Origin of the sequence: Vreelandella sp. F11 (assembly GCF_042466685.1) — a bacterium.
In the GTDB taxonomy this organism is placed as follows: domain Bacteria; phylum Pseudomonadota; class Gammaproteobacteria; order Pseudomonadales; family Halomonadaceae; genus Vreelandella.
Map to the genome: position 1 here is coordinate 1,128,873 of NZ_CP170448.1, position 21,498 is coordinate 1,150,370.

General features: G+C 55.1%; 18 protein-coding genes. 12 read left to right on the forward strand and 6 right to left on the reverse strand.

Features of this window, described 5'->3' with window-relative positions; translation table 11 throughout:
* Positions 1–1,389 carry a PLP-dependent aminotransferase family protein gene (locus ACFIOZ_RS05045; protein ID WP_386082605.1) on the reverse strand — a complete coding sequence of 463 codons (1,389 nt, stop codon included), beginning with the start codon at positions 1,387–1,389 and terminating at the stop codon, positions 1–3.
* Between the two features lie 137 nt (positions 1,390–1,526).
* Between ACFIOZ_RS05045 and ACFIOZ_RS05050 the strand changes: the two genes are divergently transcribed.
* Positions 1,527–2,696, forward strand: coding sequence for an MFS transporter (locus ACFIOZ_RS05050; RefSeq protein ID WP_386082606.1), 1,170 nt, complete (start codon positions 1,527–1,529; stop codon positions 2,694–2,696).
* Positions 2,697–2,710: 14 nt separating this feature from the next.
* Here the strand turns inward: ACFIOZ_RS05050 and ACFIOZ_RS05055 are convergent, their stop codons facing one another.
* Positions 2,711–3,643 carry a cation diffusion facilitator family transporter gene (locus ACFIOZ_RS05055; RefSeq protein ID WP_386082607.1) on the reverse strand — a complete coding sequence of 311 codons (933 nt, stop codon included), beginning with the start codon at positions 3,641–3,643 and terminating at the stop codon, positions 2,711–2,713.
* Between the two features lie 146 nt (positions 3,644–3,789).
* Here ACFIOZ_RS05055 and ACFIOZ_RS05060 point away from each other — a divergent pair, with 146 nt between their 5' ends.
* The 5 genes from ACFIOZ_RS05060 to ACFIOZ_RS05080 all read left to right on the forward strand — a co-directional run bounded on the left by ACFIOZ_RS05060 (position 3,790) and on the right by ACFIOZ_RS05080 (position 8,188).
* On the forward strand, positions 3,790–4,308 hold the full coding sequence (locus ACFIOZ_RS05060) for a GNAT family N-acetyltransferase (protein WP_386082608.1): 519 nt from the start codon (positions 3,790–3,792) through the stop codon (positions 4,306–4,308).
* Positions 4,309–4,524: 216 nt separating this feature from the next.
* A complete protein-coding gene (locus ACFIOZ_RS05065) occupies positions 4,525–4,698 on the forward strand; it encodes a hypothetical protein (RefSeq protein ID WP_386082609.1) in 174 nt (57 codons plus the stop codon).
* A gap of 281 nt (positions 4,699–4,979) precedes the next feature.
* On the forward strand, positions 4,980–5,378 hold the full coding sequence (locus tag ACFIOZ_RS05070; RefSeq protein ID WP_386082610.1) for a hypothetical protein: 399 nt from the start codon (positions 4,980–4,982) through the stop codon (positions 5,376–5,378).
* 105 nt (positions 5,379–5,483) lie between these two features.
* Positions 5,484–7,103, forward strand: a complete 1,620-nt coding sequence (locus ACFIOZ_RS05075; RefSeq protein WP_386082611.1) for a hypothetical protein — start codon at positions 5,484–5,486, stop codon at positions 7,101–7,103.
* A gap of 248 nt (positions 7,104–7,351) precedes the next feature.
* Complete coding sequence (locus tag ACFIOZ_RS05080) at positions 7,352–8,188, forward strand: alpha/beta fold hydrolase (RefSeq protein ID WP_386082612.1); 837 nt, start codon at positions 7,352–7,354, stop codon at positions 8,186–8,188.
* Positions 8,189–8,266: 78 nt separating this feature from the next.
* Here the strand turns inward: ACFIOZ_RS05080 and nirD are convergent, their stop codons facing one another.
* From nirD to ACFIOZ_RS05095, 3 genes are read right to left on the reverse strand one after another with little or no spacing between them, the layout of a single operon-like run.
* Positions 8,267–8,689: a nitrite reductase small subunit NirD gene (nirD, locus tag ACFIOZ_RS05085; protein ID WP_386082613.1), complete on the reverse strand. Its 423-nt coding sequence runs from the start codon at positions 8,687–8,689 to the stop codon at positions 8,267–8,269.
* Between the two features lie 51 nt (positions 8,690–8,740).
* Positions 8,741–11,248 (reverse strand): nitrite reductase large subunit NirB, encoded by a 2,508-nt coding sequence (nirB, locus tag ACFIOZ_RS05090; protein ID WP_386082614.1) that lies wholly within the window; start codon positions 11,246–11,248, stop codon positions 8,741–8,743.
* Complete coding sequence (locus ACFIOZ_RS05095; RefSeq protein WP_386082615.1) at positions 11,249–12,601, reverse strand: NAD(P)/FAD-dependent oxidoreductase; 1,353 nt, start codon at positions 12,599–12,601, stop codon at positions 11,249–11,251. It abuts the gene before it with no gap.
* Positions 12,602–13,336: 735 nt separating this feature from the next.
* Here ACFIOZ_RS05095 and ACFIOZ_RS05100 point away from each other — a divergent pair.
* The 6 genes from ACFIOZ_RS05100 to arfA all read left to right on the forward strand — a co-directional run bounded on the left by ACFIOZ_RS05100 (position 13,337) and on the right by arfA (position 20,756).
* Positions 13,337–16,054 (forward strand): molybdopterin-dependent oxidoreductase, encoded by a 2,718-nt coding sequence (locus ACFIOZ_RS05100; protein ID WP_386082616.1) that lies wholly within the window; start codon positions 13,337–13,339, stop codon positions 16,052–16,054.
* Positions 16,014–16,913, forward strand: coding sequence for a uroporphyrinogen-III C-methyltransferase (cobA, locus tag ACFIOZ_RS05105; protein ID WP_386082617.1), 900 nt, complete (start codon positions 16,014–16,016; stop codon positions 16,911–16,913). The genes ACFIOZ_RS05100 and cobA overlap by 41 nt, the downstream gene beginning before the upstream one ends.
* Before the next feature lie 77 nt (positions 16,914–16,990).
* Complete coding sequence (locus ACFIOZ_RS05110; RefSeq protein WP_386082618.1) at positions 16,991–17,800, forward strand: formate/nitrite transporter family protein; 810 nt, start codon at positions 16,991–16,993, stop codon at positions 17,798–17,800.
* Positions 17,801–17,869: 69 nt separating this feature from the next.
* Positions 17,870–19,585, forward strand: a complete 1,716-nt coding sequence (locus ACFIOZ_RS05115; RefSeq protein WP_386082619.1) for a protein kinase domain-containing protein — start codon at positions 17,870–17,872, stop codon at positions 19,583–19,585.
* Between the two features lie 93 nt (positions 19,586–19,678).
* Positions 19,679–20,497 (forward strand): 2,5-didehydrogluconate reductase DkgB, encoded by an 819-nt coding sequence (gene dkgB, locus ACFIOZ_RS05120; RefSeq protein ID WP_386082620.1) that lies wholly within the window; start codon positions 19,679–19,681, stop codon positions 20,495–20,497.
* Between the two features lie 109 nt (positions 20,498–20,606).
* Entirely contained in the window at positions 20,607–20,756 is a 150-nt protein-coding gene (arfA, locus tag ACFIOZ_RS05125) for an alternative ribosome rescue factor ArfA (protein WP_008957724.1), read from the forward strand.
* A gap of 167 nt (positions 20,757–20,923) precedes the next feature.
* On the opposite strand, the gene ACFIOZ_RS05130 is transcribed toward arfA, so the two are convergent.
* Positions 20,924–21,172 carry a hypothetical protein gene (locus tag ACFIOZ_RS05130; protein WP_088700880.1) on the reverse strand — a complete coding sequence of 83 codons (249 nt, stop codon included), beginning with the start codon at positions 21,170–21,172 and terminating at the stop codon, positions 20,924–20,926.
* Between the last annotated feature and the right edge of the window lie 326 nt (positions 21,173–21,498).

Consider the following 21,498-nt stretch of genomic DNA (forward strand, 5'->3'; position numbering starts at 1 on the left):
TTAACGCACAGCTTCAATAAACGCTTTCGCCCTCGGATCCTGCATATAGGCAACGTTAAGTCGAATCCAGGGCGTTGGCTGATGGTCAGCGAAGAATAAGTGCCCCGGTGAGAGCGTTATTTCCCATCGCTTGGCCAGTTTGCCCAGCGCGTCGGGCGTAATGGTTGAGGGTGGCTTTGCCCATACAAACATCCCCCCAGCCGGTTGGGTATACACCTCCCAACCGGCATTTTTAAGCATCGTTAGTGCCACTGCCATTTGATTGGCGAGCTTGATGCGCAGCCGCTCGGTCAGTTTCCGGTAGCTGCCGTTTTGCAGCAGGGTAGTGACCACCTGCTCGGCAAAGCGCGAAGCGGAAATACTGGTCAACATTTTGATATCTACCAAGCGCTGTACTTGCTCAGGCGGGGCAGCGATAAAGCCGACTCGCAGTGAAGAGGAGAGGCTTTTCGAGAAGCTGCCCAGATAGAACACCCGGTTTAACCCATCTAGTGCGGCCAGTCGGGTAGTGGGAGTGTGCTGAAAATCCGCGTAGATATCGTCTTCAATAATCTGAAAATCGTGTAGCTCGGCGAGCTGTAACACTCGGTGCGCCACTGCCGGAGTGAGCGTGCTACCCGTAGGATTTTGAAAAACGCTGTTGATGTAGAACAGCTTCGGGCGATGCTGGGCCAACAAGGTTTCCAGTTGTTCGATATCAGGCCCATCGGCTAATCGCGGCACGCCAATCACGCGGATTCGCAGTAAGTGCAAAAGGCCGAACAGGTTGTAATAACCTGGCGACTCTACAAACACCACATCGCCAGGCTCAAGCAGCATACGCACCAGTAGATCCAGCGAATGACTGCCGCCACCGGTCATCACGACCTGCTGGGCGTCCGCAGTGATCGCCAGTGGGCGCAGGCGTTCCTGGATTAAACCGCGTAAATCCTGCGGCCCTTGAGGGGTACTGTACTCGAAAAGTCCCGAACGGCTTTTACGTGCCACTTGGCGAATGGCGTGGGTGAGGTCGTCGCCTTCGCGCCAGTCGCTGGGCAGCCAGCCGCAGCCGAGTTTTAGCATGTGCTCATTGGCACTGAAAAGCCCCCATAGCCCATTGGTGACCTCTTGCAAGCCGTTAGCGCCTACCGGGTGCGACACCAATGCGCCTGCGCTATCCGCCACATAAAAACCTGAACTGGGTCGTGAGCGCACTAAGCCAGAAGCGACAAGTCGTTCGTAGGCTTCAATCACCGCGTTGCGGCTAATGTTATGGGTGGCCGCTAGGCGGCGAATAGAGGGCAAACGGCGGCCACCACCCGCACCGTGGGCTGCAATCCAGGCGCGTATCCCCTTTTCGAGCTGCTGAGCGATGGGAGTCGCAGAGTGGCGATTAACCTCTAGCTTCATAACGTGCCCTGTTGTTTTTAACTGTTCGCTAAAAGGGGGGAACAGTGTTTGAAAAGTGGTGGTGAAGTGTACCTTACCGCTGCCCGGTAAGCGTGCGAGCTTAGCGGTTCAACGACTCGTTTATTTAGGACTTTGCTATGAACCGCGCTGCTACTCCAAGGCTCAATACAAAAAGTGCCGCCTGCCTGGCGTTTGCGCTATGTACGATTACCACGGCGGTTAACTTACAGGCCCCGCTTTACGATGTGCTGGCAGCGCGGGATGGCTTGGGCGTCGGGGCCACCAGCATCGCTTTCGCCTGCTATGTGGTGGGCATTATACCGGTGTTGCTGGGATTAAATGGCTTGGCCGATCGGGTAGGACGAAAGCCCTTAATCGTTACTGCGCTACTGTTATGTCTCTTGTCCACCGCGATGACCCTGATAGCGCCGGGTTTGCTGGCGCTGGGGGTTGCCCGCTTGCTGCTGGGTATCAGCACGGGGCTAACATCCGCGGTGGCGCCTGCTTATATGCAGATGCTGTTGGGTGGGCAGGATAGCCGTGTGGCGACTAACTATGTTACCGCCAGTACCGCGCTTGGTTTTGGCCTGGGGGCAGCGGTGACGAGCCTGTTTGTTTTCCACACCCCAAGCGTATCGCCACCCAGCCTGTGGATTTATTTAGCCACTGCTTCGCTGGCGCTGGTGGTGGTTACCACGCTTAAGGATCGCGCACCGAGCGCCACTAAAAGTCCTATGCTGCGTTTGCCCAGCTACCCCCAAGGGGCATTCTCCTATGGGTTGGCGATTTTGTTGGCCTGGGCGTTGGTGGGGTTGGTGATCGCGATTCTGCCTTCGGCGTTAAGCCAACACGGTTTATCCGCCTGGAGCGGCTTCGCCACCTTCGGTATTTGCAGCTGTGGGGTGCTTTTTCAGCCCTGGGCGAGAAGGCTTGCGCCGCGTAGCGCTACCCAACTGGGGCTGGTGATTTTGCCGATTGCCTATGGGTTGATCGCTTGGGGTGCTGTTCACGGCAACCTTGTGGCGGTGCTGCTGGGCACGGTGGCTGCAAGCAGCGCTTGCTATGGATTTATCTACCTGGGGGGATTAAGCGGCGTGTTGGCGATAGCGGACGCCACGGCTAGCCAACAAGCCACTCAAGCTAGCGCGGGCTATTTTTTGATGGCCTACCTGGGGTTTAGTATCCCGGTGATCACTACCGGGGTGCTGATAGATGGCGTGGGGCATGCACTGGCGTTAACGCTGTTTGGCCTTGCGCTACTGGTGGGCGTGATCGCCACGCTAGTTCTACTGCGCAAGGCTCGGTAATCTGGATAGAGGGTCTAGGATTGTTTCTCTACCAATAGACCACAGGAGGGGGCTGCCCATCGGGTGTCGGCAGTAAACACCACGTCACACACTACGGGAGAGTAGTAGCGGCGCACCTCGTCATCGACGCGTGCCCTGAGTAAATCCTGGGTGGAGACCGAAACATCGGATTGATCGGGCAGTACCACATGTACCATCACATAGAGCAGTCGCCCGGGGCGCACCATGCGCACGCGCACTTCTTGGGTCTCGCTAGCCGCCAGGGCACTCGCCACGGCTTGGCGAACGGGCACCGCGATAGCCTCTTCCGGCGTTTTGTTGAGCAGCTCCTTCAATGCTTGAGAGGCCATTCGCACCGGTACACCCAAGCAGAGCACCACCACCGCAATGACCAGCACCGAATCCACGTAGGGCAGAACCGCCTGCCAGCCTAGGCGCTCAAACAGCATCACTAGGCAGAAGGCGGCTAACACGGCAGCAGAGATCACGCTATTGACTAACCAGTTGAGCTTATCTGCTGCTACCAAGGGGCTGCTCATATGGCGCTGACTGCGGTGCATCACCCAGGCAGTTAGCGAACAGGCTGCGGTGGCGAAAAGGGCATACAGCACCGCCAAGCCCGCTGCGATCTCACGGCCCCCGGTGAGTAGGGCGGCAATGGCATCCACCAAGGCAAAAATAGACACGCCTAAAATAAGCAGCCCTTTGCATAGATTCACCAGCGACTCAAAGTAGCTATAGCCGAACGGATAGGATTCGCTATCGGGGCGGCTGGCTAACTTGCTCACCTTGATCGTGACCAGGGCGACACTGAAATAGATCAGATTGAACAGCCCATCCAGCAGGATCGCTTGGGAGTTGGAGGCGAGTGTGGCCACGATGCCTGCACAACCAATTAACAGCGCCATAAATGCTGAGAAGGCTAAGGTGCTTGATTCAGTCTTCATGAACGTTATGGCTCCAGTACATACTTAGCGAAGGGGCTGGCAAGCATAGCAACATCATTGGTCGCAATGTCAGTATTTTGTTTATCTTAGGCTCATGGAAATACCCTCTTGCATCCCCGCTTTGCGTTCTAGAGAGAGACATGCTTATGCGCCACACTAACGACTTGACCTTCGCACTCGTCAACCCAGAAGATGCCGCTGATCTGTTGGTATTTGAAACGCAAGAGCGTGAATGGTTTGAGCAATATATTGAGGCGAGGTCAGAACGCTTTTATACCCTGGAAGGTATTACTCGGCATATTATCGAGTGCTTGGCTCTTAACGCTCAACGCCGCATGAAACCGCTACTTATTCGTGATAAAGGCATCCTCATTGGCCGTGCCAATTTACGCGATATGCACAACGGTCATGGCAAGGTAGGTTATCGCATCGCAAAGCAAGCCTGCGGGCAGGGGGTTGCCCAGCGTGCATTGCAACACCTGATTAATGAAGCCAGCTGCGTTTATCGTCTGCATACTCTCACTGCAGTTGTATCGCTGGAAAACGGCGCTTCCCAGCATATGCTGGAAAAAGCCGGATTCGAAGTGTCGGAAACGTTGCCTGAGTATTCATTGGTGGGGGAGCGAAGACTTGATTGCGTGGTTTATAAGCGCTCAATAGGCTAGGCATCATGGGGAAGAGCAAGCCAGCCTCGCTTAGCTAAAAGCAATCTTTCACCCCTATTTTGTAAGATAACTCTTACATGTGTAAGCCATATCTTACAAGCGTGTAAGAGATCTCTGTCACTTGCCCTGAAATGGCTCTGTAAGGGTTGCTATTCGCATTGGCATCGCTATCCTAATCCGCTCTTATTAGCAGGTGACGATCCAAGGAGCGGAGCGATGTCAGATAATACGGGCCTGCAATTTAACCTGGCTCTACCTGGGGCTAATGACACCGCCGTGGTGCGCTTTACCCATCGCGAATTTACCCTCTCCGTTGATTTTGCCAGCCGTACTCATGATTTGTCGCCCAGCGACTGTCTGGATCAGGACGCTTGGCGAAAAAATCATTGAAATGAGATATGTCGTAACGCGCTTTGGGCTTGTGGCACACGCCGCTAGCCAGCAGGCTTAGCCCACTTTTTCCTTTAGGCGCGGTAGTTCAAGATAAATGTTTAACACCCAACCTAAAGAAGTTAAACAGCGCCATGCTCGGCAACCAAATCGGCCGATCACCGCATCTTCGTCGAGGTGTATGCCGAGGAAGCAGCACGTTCCGCCTGAAGTGCCGGGAGTGCAGCAGCCAGCGCGCTCAGCGATAGTGCATCAATAACCCAGTATTGGAGAGTACATCAATGAGTGAAAAAGAAGTCAGCACAAAAGAAGAGAAAGCCTTAGTTGAAAACATTGATTTCGAGTGTCCCTCATGCAGCTCTTGTTTCTGCGAGGAGTCACCATGGATTGCCGACCTTTTGAAAGCCAATAAGGCTACTTGCCCAGATTGTGAAGGTGAGTTGCTGATTGGAACTGAAGACAAGGATCGCCTAGCGGGTGTTATGAAGAAAAGAGAGCGATTCGGGAAGGCGATGGTTGTCTTTATGCTGCTCTACACCATCGGGGGTCTAATTGTATCTCTCTACTTTGGCGGACTTGGTTTTATTCTTTATATGCCCGTCGGTCTTGGAGTTTTCGGTTTGTTGAAGGTGCTCGTTGATAATCAGCCTGATTTGACTATCAGTCTGAATCAAGCCTGATAATGGTCATGCTGTTTATTTGGTCTAGGGTTAGCCTGTATGTTACAAGCGCGGCTGGTTTTTTTATGATGTTAATGTTATGTCTTTTTTGGTTTAGGATATGCTATGAATAGTCGTATGCAGGTGCAAGTAAACGCGCTTCAAGAAAGTAAAATTTCCACATTTTCTCTACGCGACAATATTTTCTATCTTTTAAACTATTCACCCAGCAATAGCCGCACGGATTTGAAGCAACGATTACGGCATAATGTTCAGCAATCCTACTTAAACGCCGAGGAGGCTAACACGATTGAGTCTATTCTAGTAGATTCAGGTATGCGTTTAAAGGCAGAAGTGGCGTGGTTGCCAGGTGTTGCTTTTACCCAAGCCCTTCAGTTGGTTGAAGGGCAGCTTGATAAAGGTGCGCTGAGCGCATCATTAGCTAGACTTAATTTTTCGGTTCAAGATTTAACAACCGAAATTATGTTAATGCCTGATGCGTTAAACGATATTTTAGATGAGTGGCAGAAACTAAATAAGGCTGCTCTATTAGATAGTATCAACCAGCAGCGACGTTCCGGTCAATTCAGTGAAGTGTCATTGGCAGAGCTTGAAAATGCTCTAGCATGGCATGCTCAGTGCATTGCTCATGCGGTAGTGAATGCTTTTGAACAGCATGCTGATTCTATGCTCGGTAGTGCCTTGTTGGTGATAAGTGAAGATAATAAAATCGATATTGTTGGTAATGAAATAGCTACTTTATTGTTCGCTGTTTATCATAGTAAAGTTGCTGAAGAGCTAGCGGAATTAGAAGAAGATATTGAGTCTATGTCTAATGAAATTTATCAAACGGTTGGTTTAGAGAGAGGGTTGTCCTATGAGGACATAATGTCGAATGGGCTCATGGAGTCAGAAAAAAAGCTTTTTGAGTATGTTGCCATCACTGAAGATAAAGCTCGTAAGTGGGCGTCTATTGCTCAGCCATTAGTAGTGTTTCATAATCGAGCGGGCAGTCGTTTTGTTCCCCATGAACATTTAATGTGGCTTATTTCAGAGTGCTCTGCAAATTTTAGTTCATCAATTCGCCTTGTTACCAGAGATCTGAACGAACGCTTGGTTAATCTAGCGCTAGAAGTAGCCTCGGGTGCACCTGATGCATTGGATAGTGCACATTTGATACAAGAACTCCATGTGTATATGACTGAACCGTTAGCTAGCGATAAATATGAACCTAGCGCTATGCAACGAGGGGGAGGGCAACAAGATTTACTAAACGGTATTAGACAACATTATGCTCGCCTTGAAAAGGCAGGCAGCCCCATGGCGCTTAGTAATAATTTCTTCAGTGAATTTATCGAGTACTTGAAACAGAGCCCCTCCGAACAAGACCAATTGCAAGCGTGGCATACGCTTTTTATTATGGTAAACAGTCTTTTATTGGATCATGCAGAGTATGATCATGCTGCCTCACAGCTATTGTTGGTTGAACAGGCCTTTCCCTTAACTAGTGAGCCTGGGCGCCGCCTAAAGCAGTGGTGGTTAGCGTTTATTGAGGATGAAGTTATCAGCCTGCCGCCAGAGCAGGGTGGGCAGCCAATGCCTAAAACCTGCGCGGTTACTCAAGGTGAAACAGTGCTAGATAATGCTGAAACGACTCAGCACTCTACAACAACGACGCTACTCTCACGTTTTTCTGTTAAGAACATTTTGAAATGGTGGGAGTGGGTAATGCCTTCCAAAAAATAATGATTGCCAAAAGTAGAGCTGCTGCTAGCCACCCTTAACAGAGTTAGCCGTGCTATCTCCCCAACCGCAAAGACTCTTTACCCTCATGCGCGCGGGATCGTGAAAGTCGAGGGCTAGCAGTAATACCTGCGCTCCTATTGAACGTATCAAGAGCTACTAATGGCCTACTTTGGTAAGTCCAAACGGGTTGTACTAGCCTTATGTGGCACATTAATGATTCACGTTAAGCCAAACAGGAGGGTGAGACGATGCCAATGCTGAGCGTAGGAACGCAAAAGGGCACGCCGGTTGAGCTTTATTATGAAGTGCGCGGAGCGGGCAAGCCCGTTGTGCTGATTCATGGCTGGCCGCTGAGTGGCCGCTCGTGGGAACAGCAGGTGCCAGCGCTGGTTGAGGCGGGTTATAAGGTGATTACCTATGACCGCCGAGGCTTTGGCAGATCGACTCAGGCCGACGGTGGCTACGACTATGACACGCTAGCGCTAGATCTCAAGAAACTGATCGAGACGCTGGATCTTCACGATGCCACCCTGGTGGGCTTTTCCATGGGCGGCGGGGAAGTGGCGCGCTATCTTTCCAGTTACGGCACGGCGCATGTCCATAAAGCCGTTTTTGCTGCGGCGGTGCCACCTTACCTGTATAAAGCCGATGATAATCCTGAAGGCGGTCTTGATGATGCCACCATCAATCAGTTCCTTGAGGGTGTAAAAGATGATCGCCTTGCCTTTCTGGAGGAGTTTACCAAGAGCTTCTTTACCGCAGGCGAGCGCAGCGATTTAGTCAGCGAACCGAATCGCCAGTACCATCGCGATATTGCCGCCTTTGCGTCACCCCAAGCGACCTACGACTGTATAAAAGCCTTTAGCTACACCGATTTCCGCAAAGACCTGACCAAGATCGATATACCCACATTGGTGTTGCACGGCGACTCAGACGGCATCGTGCCCTTTGAAGTCAGCGGTAAACGGGCCCAGGAGCTACTGCCCAATGCGCAAACGCAAGTGATCAAGGGCGGGCCCCATGGTCTCAATGCTACCCATCCTGATGAGTTTAATCAGGCGCTGATTAGCTTTTTGAATGAATAACGTTCGAGAGTAAAAGCTACTAACAACAACGCCGCCCTAATGGCGACGTTGTTGATCTAACAAAGCTAATCAATGTTGCTAACCCTCTACCCACACCTCATCACCTTTAAACTTAATCTTCCAGGTACGTAGTTTGACGTTCTCATCTTCTAGGCACTGGCCATCTTCAAGCCGGAAGTGCTGCTTGTAGATTGGGGAGGCGACCACCGGCGCGCCTTTCAGGTCGCCGACAATGCCACGAGCGATCACATTGGCGTTAGAGAAAGGGTCATGGTGGTCGAGGGCATAGAGTGCGCCGTCCTTGCCGTTTTCCAACCCAGGCAAGTAGAAAATGGCGACCTGGGCGGAGCCGTCGGCGGTTTCCAGCCAGGCGGCGATGCCAGAGAACGCTACCAGATCATCTTTGGTACACACTTTTTGCCACGCCGTGTTGTTTTCAGAAGCCTCGCTGTCAGGGGTGTCTACCATATCCATCTCTTTTTTCAGTGCCGTTGCGGTCATGGGGTGCCTCGTTTTTATTCAGTCTCAGTCAGTGACAGTGCTTATCGTCGCTTAAGCAGGGCGTAGCTGGCCGCGCTCGGAGGTCATAATGATTGAGGGATCCGGGCGGTCGTCGTTGACGAAGCTGCGGAAGCGCTTGAGCTTCTCTGGGTCGCTGATGGCGTCGGCCCATTCGCACTGGTAGGTATCCACTACGCTTTGCATCTGGCGCTCCAGTTCGTCGTTGATGCCTAGGCTATCTTCCAGAATCACCTCTTTGAGGTACTCCAGGCCGCCATCGAGGTTTTCGCGCCACACCGAGGTGCGCTGCAGGCGGTCGGCGGTGCGCACGTAGAACATCAAGAAGCGGTCGATGGTGCGGTAGAGCTGCTCGTCGTCCAGGTCGGTGGCAAACAGTTCGGCGTGGCGCGGGCGCATGCCGCCGTTACCGCACACGTAGAGGTTCCAGCCGTTTTCGGTGGCAATAATGCCGATATCCTTGCTCTGGGCTTCGGCGCACTCGCGGGTGCAGCCGGAAACGCCGAACTTGATTTTGTGCGGTGAGCGTAGACCCTTGTAGCGGTTCTCTAACCAGATCGCCATGCCGACGCTGTCCTGCACGCCGTAGCGGCACCAGGTGCTGCCCACGCAGGATTTCACCGTGCGCAGCGATTTACCGTAGGCGTGGCCGGTCTCGAAACCTGCAGCAATCAATTCGCCCCAGATATCTGGCAGGTCTTCCAGGCGGGCGCCGAACAGGTCGATACGCTGGCCGCCGGTGACTTTGGAGTAGAGACTGTATTTTTTGGCCACTTCACCCAGCACGATGAGTTTGTCCGGGGTGATCTCGCCACCGGCAACACGCGGCACTACTGAGTAGGTGCCGTTCTTCTGCATATTGGCCATAAAGGTGTCGTTGGTATCCTGCAAGGGGATATGCGCCGCGTCGGTGATCGGCTCGTTAAAGCAGGAGGCCAGAATGGATGCCACGGCGGGTTTGCAGATATCACAACCCAAGTGGTGAGTGTCGGCATTGCCGTGTTTTGCGATCAGTTCGCTAAAGGTTTTAATGCCTTCAACGCGCACAATGTCGTAAAGCTCCTGGCGGGTATGGGCAAAGTGCTCACAAATCGATTTATCCACTTCCACGCCGCGGGCTTCCAGCTCATGATCCACCACGCTTTTAAGCAGCGCGGTACAGCCACCGCAGCCGGTGCTGGCTTTGGTGGCCGCTTTGACACCGCCTAGATCCACCGCGCCATCGTCAATAGTGGCGCAAATATCGCCCTTGGAGACGTTATGGCAGGAGCAGATAGTGGCAGTTTCCGGTAGCGCTCCAGGGCCGAGGGTGGGGGCTGCGCCGCTGCTTTGGGGCAGGATCAGCGAAGCGGGTTCATCGGGGAGCTCAATACGGTTTGAGTAGTACTGTAGCAGCGTGTCATAGACGCCGTTGTCGCCCACCAGCATGGCACCGAGCAGCTTTTTACCATCGCTGGAAACCACCAGCTTGCGATACTCCTGCTTGATGGGATCCAGGTAGCGGAACATCCGCGCGCCGGGGTTCTGATTACCGTGGGCATCACCAATCGAGCCTACGTCAACCCCCATTAGCTTAAGCTTGGTGCTCATGTCGGCGCCGCCAAACTGGGTGTCACCGCCGATCAGGGTTGATAACGCCGCTTTGGCCATCTGGTAACCGGGGGCCACCAAGCCAAAAATACTCTGGTTCCACAGTGCCACTTCGCCAATGGCGAGAATGGCCGGGTCGCTGGTCAGGCACTGGTTATCCACCACCACGCCGCCGCGCTCGCCAATCTCTAAGCCGCAGTCCCGGGCCAACTGGTCGCGGGGGCGGATGCCTGCCGAGAACACAATCAGGTCGGTTTCCAGCACCTTGTCGTCTTGGAAGACCATACGGTGGCGGCTGGCTTCGCCATCCTCAATACGCTGGGTGGCCCGTTCCAGAAGTACCTGTACGCCCAGCGCTTCGATTTTTTCGCGCAGTAGCTCGCCGCCTTCGTTATCCACCTGCATGGGCATTAGGCGCGAGGCGAATTCCACCACGGCGGTATCCAGGTTTAACCCGCGCAGAGCATTAGCCGCTTCCAAACCGAGCAGGCCGCCACCCACCACCACTCCAGTGGTGGCGTTTTCGGCGGCAGCGCGGATATCGTCTAGATCGTCCAGGGTGCGATACACCAAACAACCTTCTCGGTCATTACCGGGAATCGGCGGTACAAAGGGGAAGGAGCCGGTGGCCAGCACCAGGCGGTCGTAGGGGTATCGCCCTTGGTCGGTGATGACTTCTTGCTGGTCGCGGTCGATCTCAATCACAGCTTCGCTTGTGCGCAGTTCAACACCGCTGGTGGCGTAGTAATCCGCCTCGCAAAGGGCGAGCGAATCGGCATTGCGACCGCTGAAGTATTCAGATAGGTGTACCCGGTCATAGGCGCGGTGGCGCTCTTCGCCAAACACGGTGACCTGAAAGCGCTCAAGGGCGCCATTATCGACGAGCTGCTCGACCAGGTGGTGGCCGACCATGCCGTTACCAATAATAATAAGCTGCTGTTGGGTAGACATTTAAGCCGCCTCCGACGTTGAATGAGAAGAGTGTTTTGAAGAAGATTGTTTTGAAAAGTGTTCAGAAGAATCAGGGCTGTGTTGAGATGCTTCGCGTAGCACCTCGACATCAGCACCACCAAACAACAAGGCTTGGCGGTAAGCGTTGAGATCGGTACCTGCGAGCGCCTGCTCGAAGTACCAGGGGCCTTGGCTGGTGTCGCCGTAAAGCACCGCGCCTTCAATCTGGCCGTCGCGCAGTAGCAGGCGGCGGTAGTCGCCGCGCTCAAGGTCGTGGTAATTCAGCACTTCATGCTCGGCGCTGGCCTCGGTAGGGCCAAAAGCGTAGAGCGCTACACCACTGATTTTGAGTTTGGTGGCGCTCGGGGCATCCGCGTAGCCTTGGGTATGCGTGCCGCACAGCGTCGCGGCGAGCACCTCTACCTGTCGCCAGATTGGTTCCACCAGGCCGTAGGTGGTGCCCTCGAACTGGCAGCACTCGCCCAGCGCTGAGGCCGCCGGGTCGCTGGTGGTGAGCCATTCGTCCACCACAATAGCTCGATCTGTGCGCAGACCTGCCTGGCGGCCAAGTTCCGCATTAGGGGTAATGCCCGCGGCAACGATCACGCTGGAGGCGTTCAACTGGCGGCCATCGGCAAGATGCACCTTGGCGACCCGGCCCTGGCCGTCACTCTCTAGCCGCGCTAGCTGGGCGCCCGTGATGATCTGTAAACCGCGCTGAGAGAGGGTGTCTTTAAGCAGGTGCGCGGCGGTGGTATCCAACTGGCGGTTCATCAACCGCTCGCTGCGCTGAAGCACGCTAACGTTGTTACCGTTGCCACGCTTACGCAGCCCTTCAGCCGCTTCAAGACCGAGTAGGCCGCCACCAATCACGACAGCGTCGCCGCCGCGCTGAGCAATGCCCTCAAGTGCTTCGGCATCTTGCAGGTCGCGAAAGCCGTGTACGCCCTCAAGTTCAATCCCGGGAACATCGGGCAGCGCTGGGCGTGATCCGGTGGCGATGACCAAATGATCGTAATCAAACGATTGGCCGCTATCGGTGGACAACGTTTGGCTTGCGCGATCAAGCGTCTCGACCTTTTCACCCAGTATCAGGTTGACGCCCTGTTCGGCGTACCACGCGGTGTCGCGCAGCATAAGTGCATCCTGCTGCATTTCACCGGCCAGCAGTGGTGAAAGCAGAATACGGTTGTAGGCAGGGCTCGGCTCTGCGCCAATCACCGTGATGCGCTGGGGGCGTGTGGGCTGTTTTACCAAAGCCTCGATTAGGCGGTGGCTTGCCATACCATTGCCAATGATCACCAGATGGTCGTTTTGATGGTCGTTGGGCGAGCACCGGGAAGTGGTTTCCATGGGGGGCTCCTCTGTGTCTTTGCGGCTGCTTGAGCACCAAACAAAAAACGCCCCTGTCTCGCATCCCTTTGCAAAGCATTGCAAAAGTGTGCGTAACAGGGGCGTCGTTGCCCGATAGCGTTTTTTAAACGCGCGACAACCGCCATTGGCTGTCAGCTGATTAAAAATCTTACTCCGTAATAAGCAAGGAACTAGCCAACTGGCCATTAACCATCTTTTATATAATTATTTCAGTTGCTTAGGTTTGGTGGTTGGATTACTGGCGGCACGGCTCTGCGCATAGGCTGCACAGCGATGGTGCGAAAAGGGCGGTAGCGTGCACCCTCACATGCCATTTAACGTGCGTAGAGTGCTAAAAAGCGTGCCGCGTGATGATTCGTTGTTTTTTAACCATCTGTTTTTAAATAATTATTTTTAAATAGTGCGGTTTTCGGCTTGGCTCTTGCAGCTGTCAGGGCAATAAGTGAGTTAACAAGGGATAAGCGCTCATTGCTTGGCGATGGCAGCGAACAACTCCAAAGCCGTTAGAAAAATAACTCGCCGTTAGAAAATGTGTAGCTGTTAGTAAATCTTCATTTGTTTGAAGAGACTATTGTAAAGAGTAAGGCACCGATGAAGGTGCGCTGTGGCAACGACGTCCAGCCCTCTTCTCTTAATACGTTGATAGAGCGTATTAGAGAACGGGACTGGACGTTTTTTTATGCCTGGCGCTAATGAGCAACCCGAGGAGTAGCTATGACTCAGGCCAAAACCACATGCCCCTACTGCGGGGTCGGCTGTGGCGTGACGGCGACCGTTGAAGCGGGCACGCTGAGCGCTGTCGAGGGCGACCGCGAGCACCCGGCGAACTTCGGGCGGCTATGTGTCAAAGGGTCTGCACTACATGAAACCCTGGGCGAGCAGGGCCGCCTGACCCATCCTCGGGTCGATGGTTTTGAGGTCTCCTGGGATGCCGCCTTGAGCACCACCGCCGAACGCTTAAATGTCCTGCGCACTGAATATGGCAATCAAACAGTTGCAGCCTACCTTTCTGGTCAGCTGCTGACTGAAGATTACTACGTGGCCAATAAGCTGTTTAAGGGCTTTTTGGGCACACCCCATCTTGATACCAACTCGCGGCTCTGTATGGCCTCGGCGGTGGTGGGCTACAAGCGCGCCTTCGGTGCCGATGCGGTGCCGTGTAACTACGAGGATTTGGAAGAGGCGGAGCTGATCGTACTGGTGGGTTCCAACCTGGCCTGGAATCACCCGGTACTCTATCAGCGTATTAAAGTGGCTAAAGAGCGCAATCCGCTGATGCGCTTGGTAGTGATCGACCCTCGCGTGACCGACAGCTGTGAAATCGCCGACCTCTACCTGGGAATTAAGCCGGGCAGCGATGCTTACCTGTTTAACGGACTATTGGCGTGGATGGCGAAGCGCCGCAAGCTCGATACCCTCTACCTCGAACGCCACACCGAAGGCTTCGACGAGGCCCTGGAAGCCGCGCAGCAAACCGCGGGCTCAGTGGCGGAGGTAGCGGCTGCCTGTGATGTCGACGCCGAGCGACTGGAAACCTTCTACTACTGGTTCGCTAGCCAACTGCATGTGGTCACGCTCTACTCTCAGGGCGTTAATCAATCCGCCAGCGGTACTGATAAATGCAATGCGATTATTAACTGCCACCTGGCGGGCGGCAAAATCGGCTTGCCGGGGGCGGGGCCGTTCTCGATTACCGGACAGCCCAACGCCATGGGTGGCCGAGAAGTGGGTGGGCTGGCCAACCAGTTGGCGGCGCATATGGATTACCACACCCCTGGCGCTCTTGATCTGGTCAGCCGCTTCTGGTCTACCGACAGCCTGACGCCGACCCTGCCGGAAGGGCCAGGCTATAAAGCCGTGGAGCTGTTTGAAGCCATTGAGCAAGGCGAAATAAAAGCGCTCTGGGTGATGGCCACCAATCCAGCCATCAGCCTGCCTGATGCCGCACGGGTGCGCACCGCGCTGGAGAAGTGCCCGCTGGTGATCGTTTCCGAGTGCGCTGCCCATACCGATCTGCTGCCCTACGCCGATATTGTGCTGCCCGCCTCGGGGTGGTCGGAAAAAGAGGGCACCGTGACCAACTCCGAGCGGCGTATCTCCCGTCAGAGGGGCATGTTGCCACCGCCGGGTGAAGCTCGCCACGACTGGTGGATAATATGTGAGGTGGCAAAACGATTGGGCTTTGCCGAGGCATTTAACTACACCCACCCTTGGGAGATTTTCGACGAGCACGCAAGGCTCTCGGGGTTTGAAAATAACGGTGCGACCGGCAGCCCAAAACGGCTGTTTGATATTTCGGGATTGGTGGGCCTGGGCCGGGATGGCTACGACGCCTTGGCGCCCATTCAATGGCCGGTCACAAAGGCCGCCCCCCATGGTACGGCACGGCTGTTTGAGGATGGCGAATTTGCCACAGAGAATGGTCGCGCCAAGCTGCTGGCGATCCATCCCCAAGGGCCTGAGCAGTCGCTGAGTGCCGCCTACCCGCTACGGTTGAATACCGGCCGAATACGCGATCAGTGGCACACCATGACCCGCACCGCGCGCTCGCCGCGCCTAATGAATCACCGCGCCGAACCCTTTATGGATGTGCACCCGGATGATGCCCATAGCGTCGGTGTCACCGATCAGGGGTTAGCGGTGCTAACCGCCGCGAAGGGCGAATTTCGTGCTCGGGTACGGGTCTCCCACGCCCAGCGCCGCGGTGAGGTCTTCGTGCCCATCCACTGGACGGACTGCTTCACCCAGCAGGCCAGAAGCAGCGCGCTGATCGACAGCATTATCGATCCGCTCTCCGGTCAGCCGGAATCGAAGCACGGCGCCGTGGCGCTGGCGCCTCTGGCTACTGATTGGCAGGCTACTCTGCTGGTTGCCGAAGGGGGAACGGAGCCAACACCCTGGTGCAGCAGCGCCTACTGGACACGTATTCCCATGCGTGGCTGCCAGCGTTGGCAGCTCGCCCATACGCAGCCGGTTAATGACTGGCTGGCGCAGTTGAGAACCTGGCTGCCTGGTGACGTATCGGTCGTCAGCCAAGACCCCTCTAACGGACGCCTGCGCGCCGCCTGTGTGGAAAACGGTCAGTTGCGCTGGTGGCTGATGGTCGGCCCGCCCAACGAGTTACCGGGGCTGGCGTGGCTGGAAGCGCGTTTTAACGAGACGGTGCTGAGCGATACCCACCGCCGCCGACTATTAGCCGGCTGTGACGACGGCGCCGCGGATACCGGCCCGGTGGTATGCAGTTGCCACCAAGTGGGCCAAGCCACCATCGTCCATGCTATCCGAGAGGGCGACACCAGCGTAGAAGCGTTGGGGGCCAGGCTCGCCTGCGGCACCCAGTGCGGTAGCTGTATTCCCGAATTGAAATCACTGATTGAAGAGGAGCGGCCCAATGCCCGCACTAAGCAACCCCTTGCTACTGAAGTGGTTTAACGCCTTTATGCGGTTTTCACACCGCGCGCTTACGCCGTTGGTTCCGCACGTTTCCGACATACGTTTGCCACTACGTGGCGAGTGCCGTGCCGGGCAGGTCTACCTGGTTGGTGCAGGCAGCGGCGACGCGGAGCTGTTAACCCTCAAGGCTGCACGCCTACTTATGCAGGCGGACGCCGTGGTGTATGACCGCTTGGTAGGTGATGACGTGCTGGCGCTGATTCCTAGCGGCAGCGAGCGCTACTACGTGGGGAAAGCCCGCGGCCATCACAGCGTACCGCAAGCTGAGATCGGCGAGCTGATGGTCAAACTCGCCCGGGAAGGTAAGTCGGTAGTGCGCCTGAAGGGCGGCGACCCAGCGGTGTTTGCGCGGATGGGCGAGGAGCTGGATGCCCTGGCTGCCGCCCAGGTGCCCGCGGCCATAGTGCCGGGGATTACCGCGGCCTCTGCCGCCGCTGCCTGTATGGGCATTCCCCTCACCGATCGCGGCCATGCGCAGCAGCTGCGCTTTGTGACTGCCCAGCTCTGCCGCGAAGACGGTACGCCGGATTGGGCATCGCTGGCGCGTAAGGATGAAACCCTGGTGTTTTATATGGGGCTTTCCAAAGTGCGTGCGATTTGCCACGGCCTGCGCGAAGCGGGTCTGCCGGATGAGTGGCCGATCATGCTGGTGGCTAATGCCAGCCAGCCAGAGCAGCAGTCACTGGTGGGTTCACTGGCGGATATGCCTGAAAAACTCGCCGCAACCCCCTTGCCATCTCCCTGCTTGATTGTGGTGGGCAGCGTGGTGCAAAGAGTTGTCACAACGCCCGCTACCCTAGCCACCCATGTTTGCTCTGCACAGCACACCACGCCTTAACGGCAGTGTTTGCGGTGCGCGTTTTACGCTTCTGACCCTGCTGTCCCTTGAGATCCACAACAAAGGAAACGCTCTTTATGTCCTACTTATTGCCTGCCGAATTTGCCACCAAGATGGTCGATGCTGGCGAAGCCAAGCTGCATATGTCTACCCGCGATGCGCTGATTCGCGCCTTTATGGCGGGAGCCATTTTAGCCATTGCGGCGGTGTTTGCGGTGACCGTGGCGGTGCAAACTGGCTACCCGATTGTCGGCGCTATTCTGTTTCCCGTGGGCTTTTCGATACTCTATCTAATGGGGTTTGATCTGTTGACCGGGGTGTTTGTGTTAACCCCGCTGGCGTGGCTGGATAAGCGGCCTGGGGTGACGATTAATCGTATTCTCAAGCACTGGGGCATTGTGTTTATCGGTAATTTTGGTGGGGCATTAACGGTCGCCTTTCTCATGGCGATTGTGTTTACCTACGGCTTTAGCACCGAACCCAGCGAAGTGGGGCGGGTGATTGGTGAAGTAGGTGAAGGGCGCACCGTGGGTTACAAAGAGTATGGGGCCGGCGGCATGGCGACGATTTTTATTCGCGGCGTACTGTGCAACTGGATGGTATCGCTGGGGGTTGTAGGCGCGATGATCTCCACCACGGTGAGCGGTAAGGTGATTGCCATGTGGATGCCGATTATGCTGTTCTTCGGCATGGGCTTTGAGCACTCGGTGGTCAACATGTTCTTGTTCCCCTCCGGGCTGATGATGGGCGGTAACTTCTCGATCATGGATTACCTGATCTGGAACGAAATTCCGGTAGTGCTGGGTAACTTGATCGGTGGTTTGGCGTTAACGGGTCTCACGCTCTACACCACTCACGTGCGTACCGCGCCGCAAAAAGCCCTATGATTTGATAGGCAGCAGTTTGTCATTCACCAAGCCTTCGCTCCGGCGGGGGCTTTTTTTAGGGGAAGCATAATGGCAGCGCTGACCATTTCGCTCGGCCAGCACTCTGATAAAGGGCGCAAACCAAGCAATCAGGATTTTTATGGCGCTTATCTGCCCAGTGAACCCCTGCGTGCCACCAAAGGCATTGCGGTTGCGCTAGCCGATGGGATCAGCAGTAGCGAAGTGAGCCGGGAAGCGAGCGAAGCGGCAGTAGGCGGGTTTTTAACAGACTACTACGCCACCCCAGCCACTTGGGCGGTTAAAACCTCGGCCCAGCGGGTACTGCAGGCCACCAATGCCTGGCTTTATGCCCAAACACGGCAGAGCCAGTACCGCTACAACCTGGATCGTGGCTATGTGTGTACCCTGAGCGCGCTGGTGATTAAGTCCACCACCGCCCATCTGTTTCACGTAGGTGATAGCCGTATCTATCAGCTCTCTGGCAACACGCTGGAGCCTCTGACTGAGGATCATCGTTTCTGGGCCTCCCGGGAAGTCAGTCATTTAAGCCGCGCCATGGGGGCCAGCCAGCACCTGGAGCTGGATTATTCCTCGGTACCGCTGAGTGTCGGCGACGTGTTTGTACTTACTACCGACGGTGTGTATGAGTGGCTGACCGGCGCTGAAATGGCTGCACTCATTCACGCCCATTGGGGCGATCTCGATGCGGCGGCTGAGGCGCTAATCTCTGCCGCTATCGATAATGGCAGCGACGATAACCTCACCGTGCAAATTGTGCGCATTGATTCGCTGCCTGAGCACCACGCTAATGAGCTCTACGCGGCGCTGAGTACACTGCCGTCACCTTCTGAACTGCGCCCAGGAAGCGAGCTGGACGGCTACCGCATTGTGCGTCAACTGCATGCCAGTAGTCGTAGCCATGTCTACTTGGCGGAAGAGATAGAGAGTGGCGAAAAAGTCGCGCTGAAAACGCTTTCGACTGAGCTAAGCCAAGACCCTGCAAGCATTGAACGGTTCGTGCGCGAAGAGTGGATTGCCCGGCGTATCGCTAATCAGCACGTGCTCAACGCCCCCGCCCAAGCACGCCCCCGCCACTCCCTTTACACCGTATTGGCGTATATCGAAGGGCAAACCCTCACCCTGTGGATGCGCGACCATCCTCAAGCTGAATTGGCCAGCGTACGCCCCATCGTCGAGCAGATCGCCAAGGGGCTGCGCGCCTTTCATCGCCTGGAAATGCTCCATCAGGATTTGCGCCCCGACAACGTCATGATCGATAGCCACGGCACGGTAAAGCTGATTGATTTCGGCGCTGCCAAGGTGGCGGGCATTGCCGAAGAGGTTAATGCGGCTAGCGACGATATTCTAGGCACCGCCCAGTACACCGCGCCGGAGTATTTTCTGGGTGAAGGTGGCACGCCCCGTTCGGATCAGTACTCCCTGGCAGTGATTACCTATCAGATGCTAACCGGCACGCTGCCCTATGGCACCGAGGTGGCCAAAACCCGCACTCGGGCAGCGCAGCATAAGCTTGCCTACCAATCGGCGCTTAGCGAGAACCGTGAACTGCCTGCCTGGGTAGATGAGGTGCTCAAAAAGGCCCTTCATCCCAATCCTCACAAACGTTTTCCGGCCCTTTCGGAGTTTATTTTCGAGCTGCGCTCGCCAAGCCAAGAAATGCTTAAACGCGCGCAGTTACCGCTGCTGGAGCGTGACCCGGTGCTGTTTTGGCAGGGCGTGTCGCTGATCCTGACGCTAGTGGTTATCTTCCTGCTAGTGCGTTGATAGCACCGAGGCCGATCAAGAGATAATAAAGAAGGGGGTTGAAGTGGGGCATTGACCGCCCCATGTTAGTTAACACGCTATCAATAGAAAAGGATGTTAATGATGCAGAATGTAATGCCTAACCCCGGCTTCGGCACCTTTCGCCTGGAAGGCGATACGCTTAAGCAAAGTATCCACGCAGCGCTTGAGGCCGGTTACCGGCACATCGACACAGCACAGTTTTATGGCAATGAAAAAGAGGTAGGGGAGGCGATTCGCGACAGCAGCGTGCCACGCAGCGATATTTTCCTAACCACCAAGGTGTGGTTCGACAACCTTGAACCTACAACACTCAAAGCCAGCGTGGACGAAAGCCTGCAAAAATTAGGCACCGATTACGTTGACCTGCTGCTGATCCACTGGCCCTCCCCAGAGGATGAAGTACCAATGGTCGATTACCTAATGGCGCTGAAAGAGGTCAAAGCCGAGGGTAAGGCGCGCAATATTGGTATTTCCAACTTTACCATCGCCCAGGTGGACGAAGCGGTTAGCATTCTAGGCAAAGGTGAGATTCTTACCAACCAGATTGAAGTTCATCCCTTTTTACAGAACCGTAAGCTAGCGGATCACTGCGAGCAGCAGGGAATCCAGGTCACCGCCTTTATGCCGTTAGCTGTGGGCAAGGTTATGGACGACCCGACCCTTAAGCAGATTGCCGACGCACATAACGTCACGCCCGCACAAGTTGCCCTTGCTTGGGTCAAACAGCGCAATATGATTACCATACCTTCATCGACCAAGGCGCATAATATCCAAAGCAATATGGCCGCCTTTGATTTGGTGCTAAGCGACAGTGAAATGGCGGAAATCGCCCAGTTAGATCGTAAAGAGCGTATTGCCAGCCCTGACTTTGCACCCGCTTGGGATGAGTAAGGGAGTCAATAAGAGGCGCTTGAAACGACAACCGATGAACTTCAATGAACAGTTTTTGTCGTAGTGGATGCCTGCCCAGGCAGGCATCTTTAAGTAAACGGAGAAGATGATGAAACAGCGCAAGATCAAAGATAACGCGTTAAAAGCGCAGCTGCGAACGCCGATGTTTAAAATGCAGCAGCAAACCCCGAAAAAAGGTAAAGGCAGCTACTCCCGTAAAGGACGTAACTCCCTGGGAGGGCATCGCCAAGCTGCCTAACTCGGCGTTTTGGCGATGCCTTCCCCAGGCATCTCTGCGCAGTATCCCCCATATTGTGCAGACTCCCATCAGTTTGGCCGATCCAATGGATCGGCTTTTTTTATTGTGCGCCAGGCATGGCACGCAACTGAAAACGCCCCGGCCACTTCCTGTGACCGGGGCGTCGGCTACGCCAAACTACTCCCGCAGTGGGGACATTTCTCGTAGGCGTCGCGGGTTTCAGCCTGAAGGCGCTGGTTGCGCTGGCTTGGCTCCTCTACGCCGTGAATGGATACTAGCTGGCCCTGCTCCCAGCGTAGGCCAATATCTTTCAACAGGTGCGGGTCATGAAAGCGCGGATCTTCGTAAAAGCGCCGCTGGTTACGATAGTGAGTGAAAGCGCTGAGTAGTTTGCGGGTCATTGTTGCGATTGCCATGGGGCGGTCTCCTGGGTTAGGAGGCCGGGCAACATCGCGATCAGGGAGTCTCAAAGGTAACGATAAAACAACATGGCCGCGACACCTGCCGCGGCCAGTTTTCTCATTACATCTCTGGCGCGCGACAACAACAAGCTGATACCGCATTATTAATAATGCGATGCAGCTTATTCATTCGTGTCGCGGGGATTTGCCGGCGCATGATGAGGTCTCTGAGAATTATTACGTTAAGAAAATTACGTTAATCAAATTCTGGTTAATAAAACCAAGCTTCCTTTTAAAGGCAGCTTTTATCTTTTAACCGATGCTTATATGAGCGTCAAGTC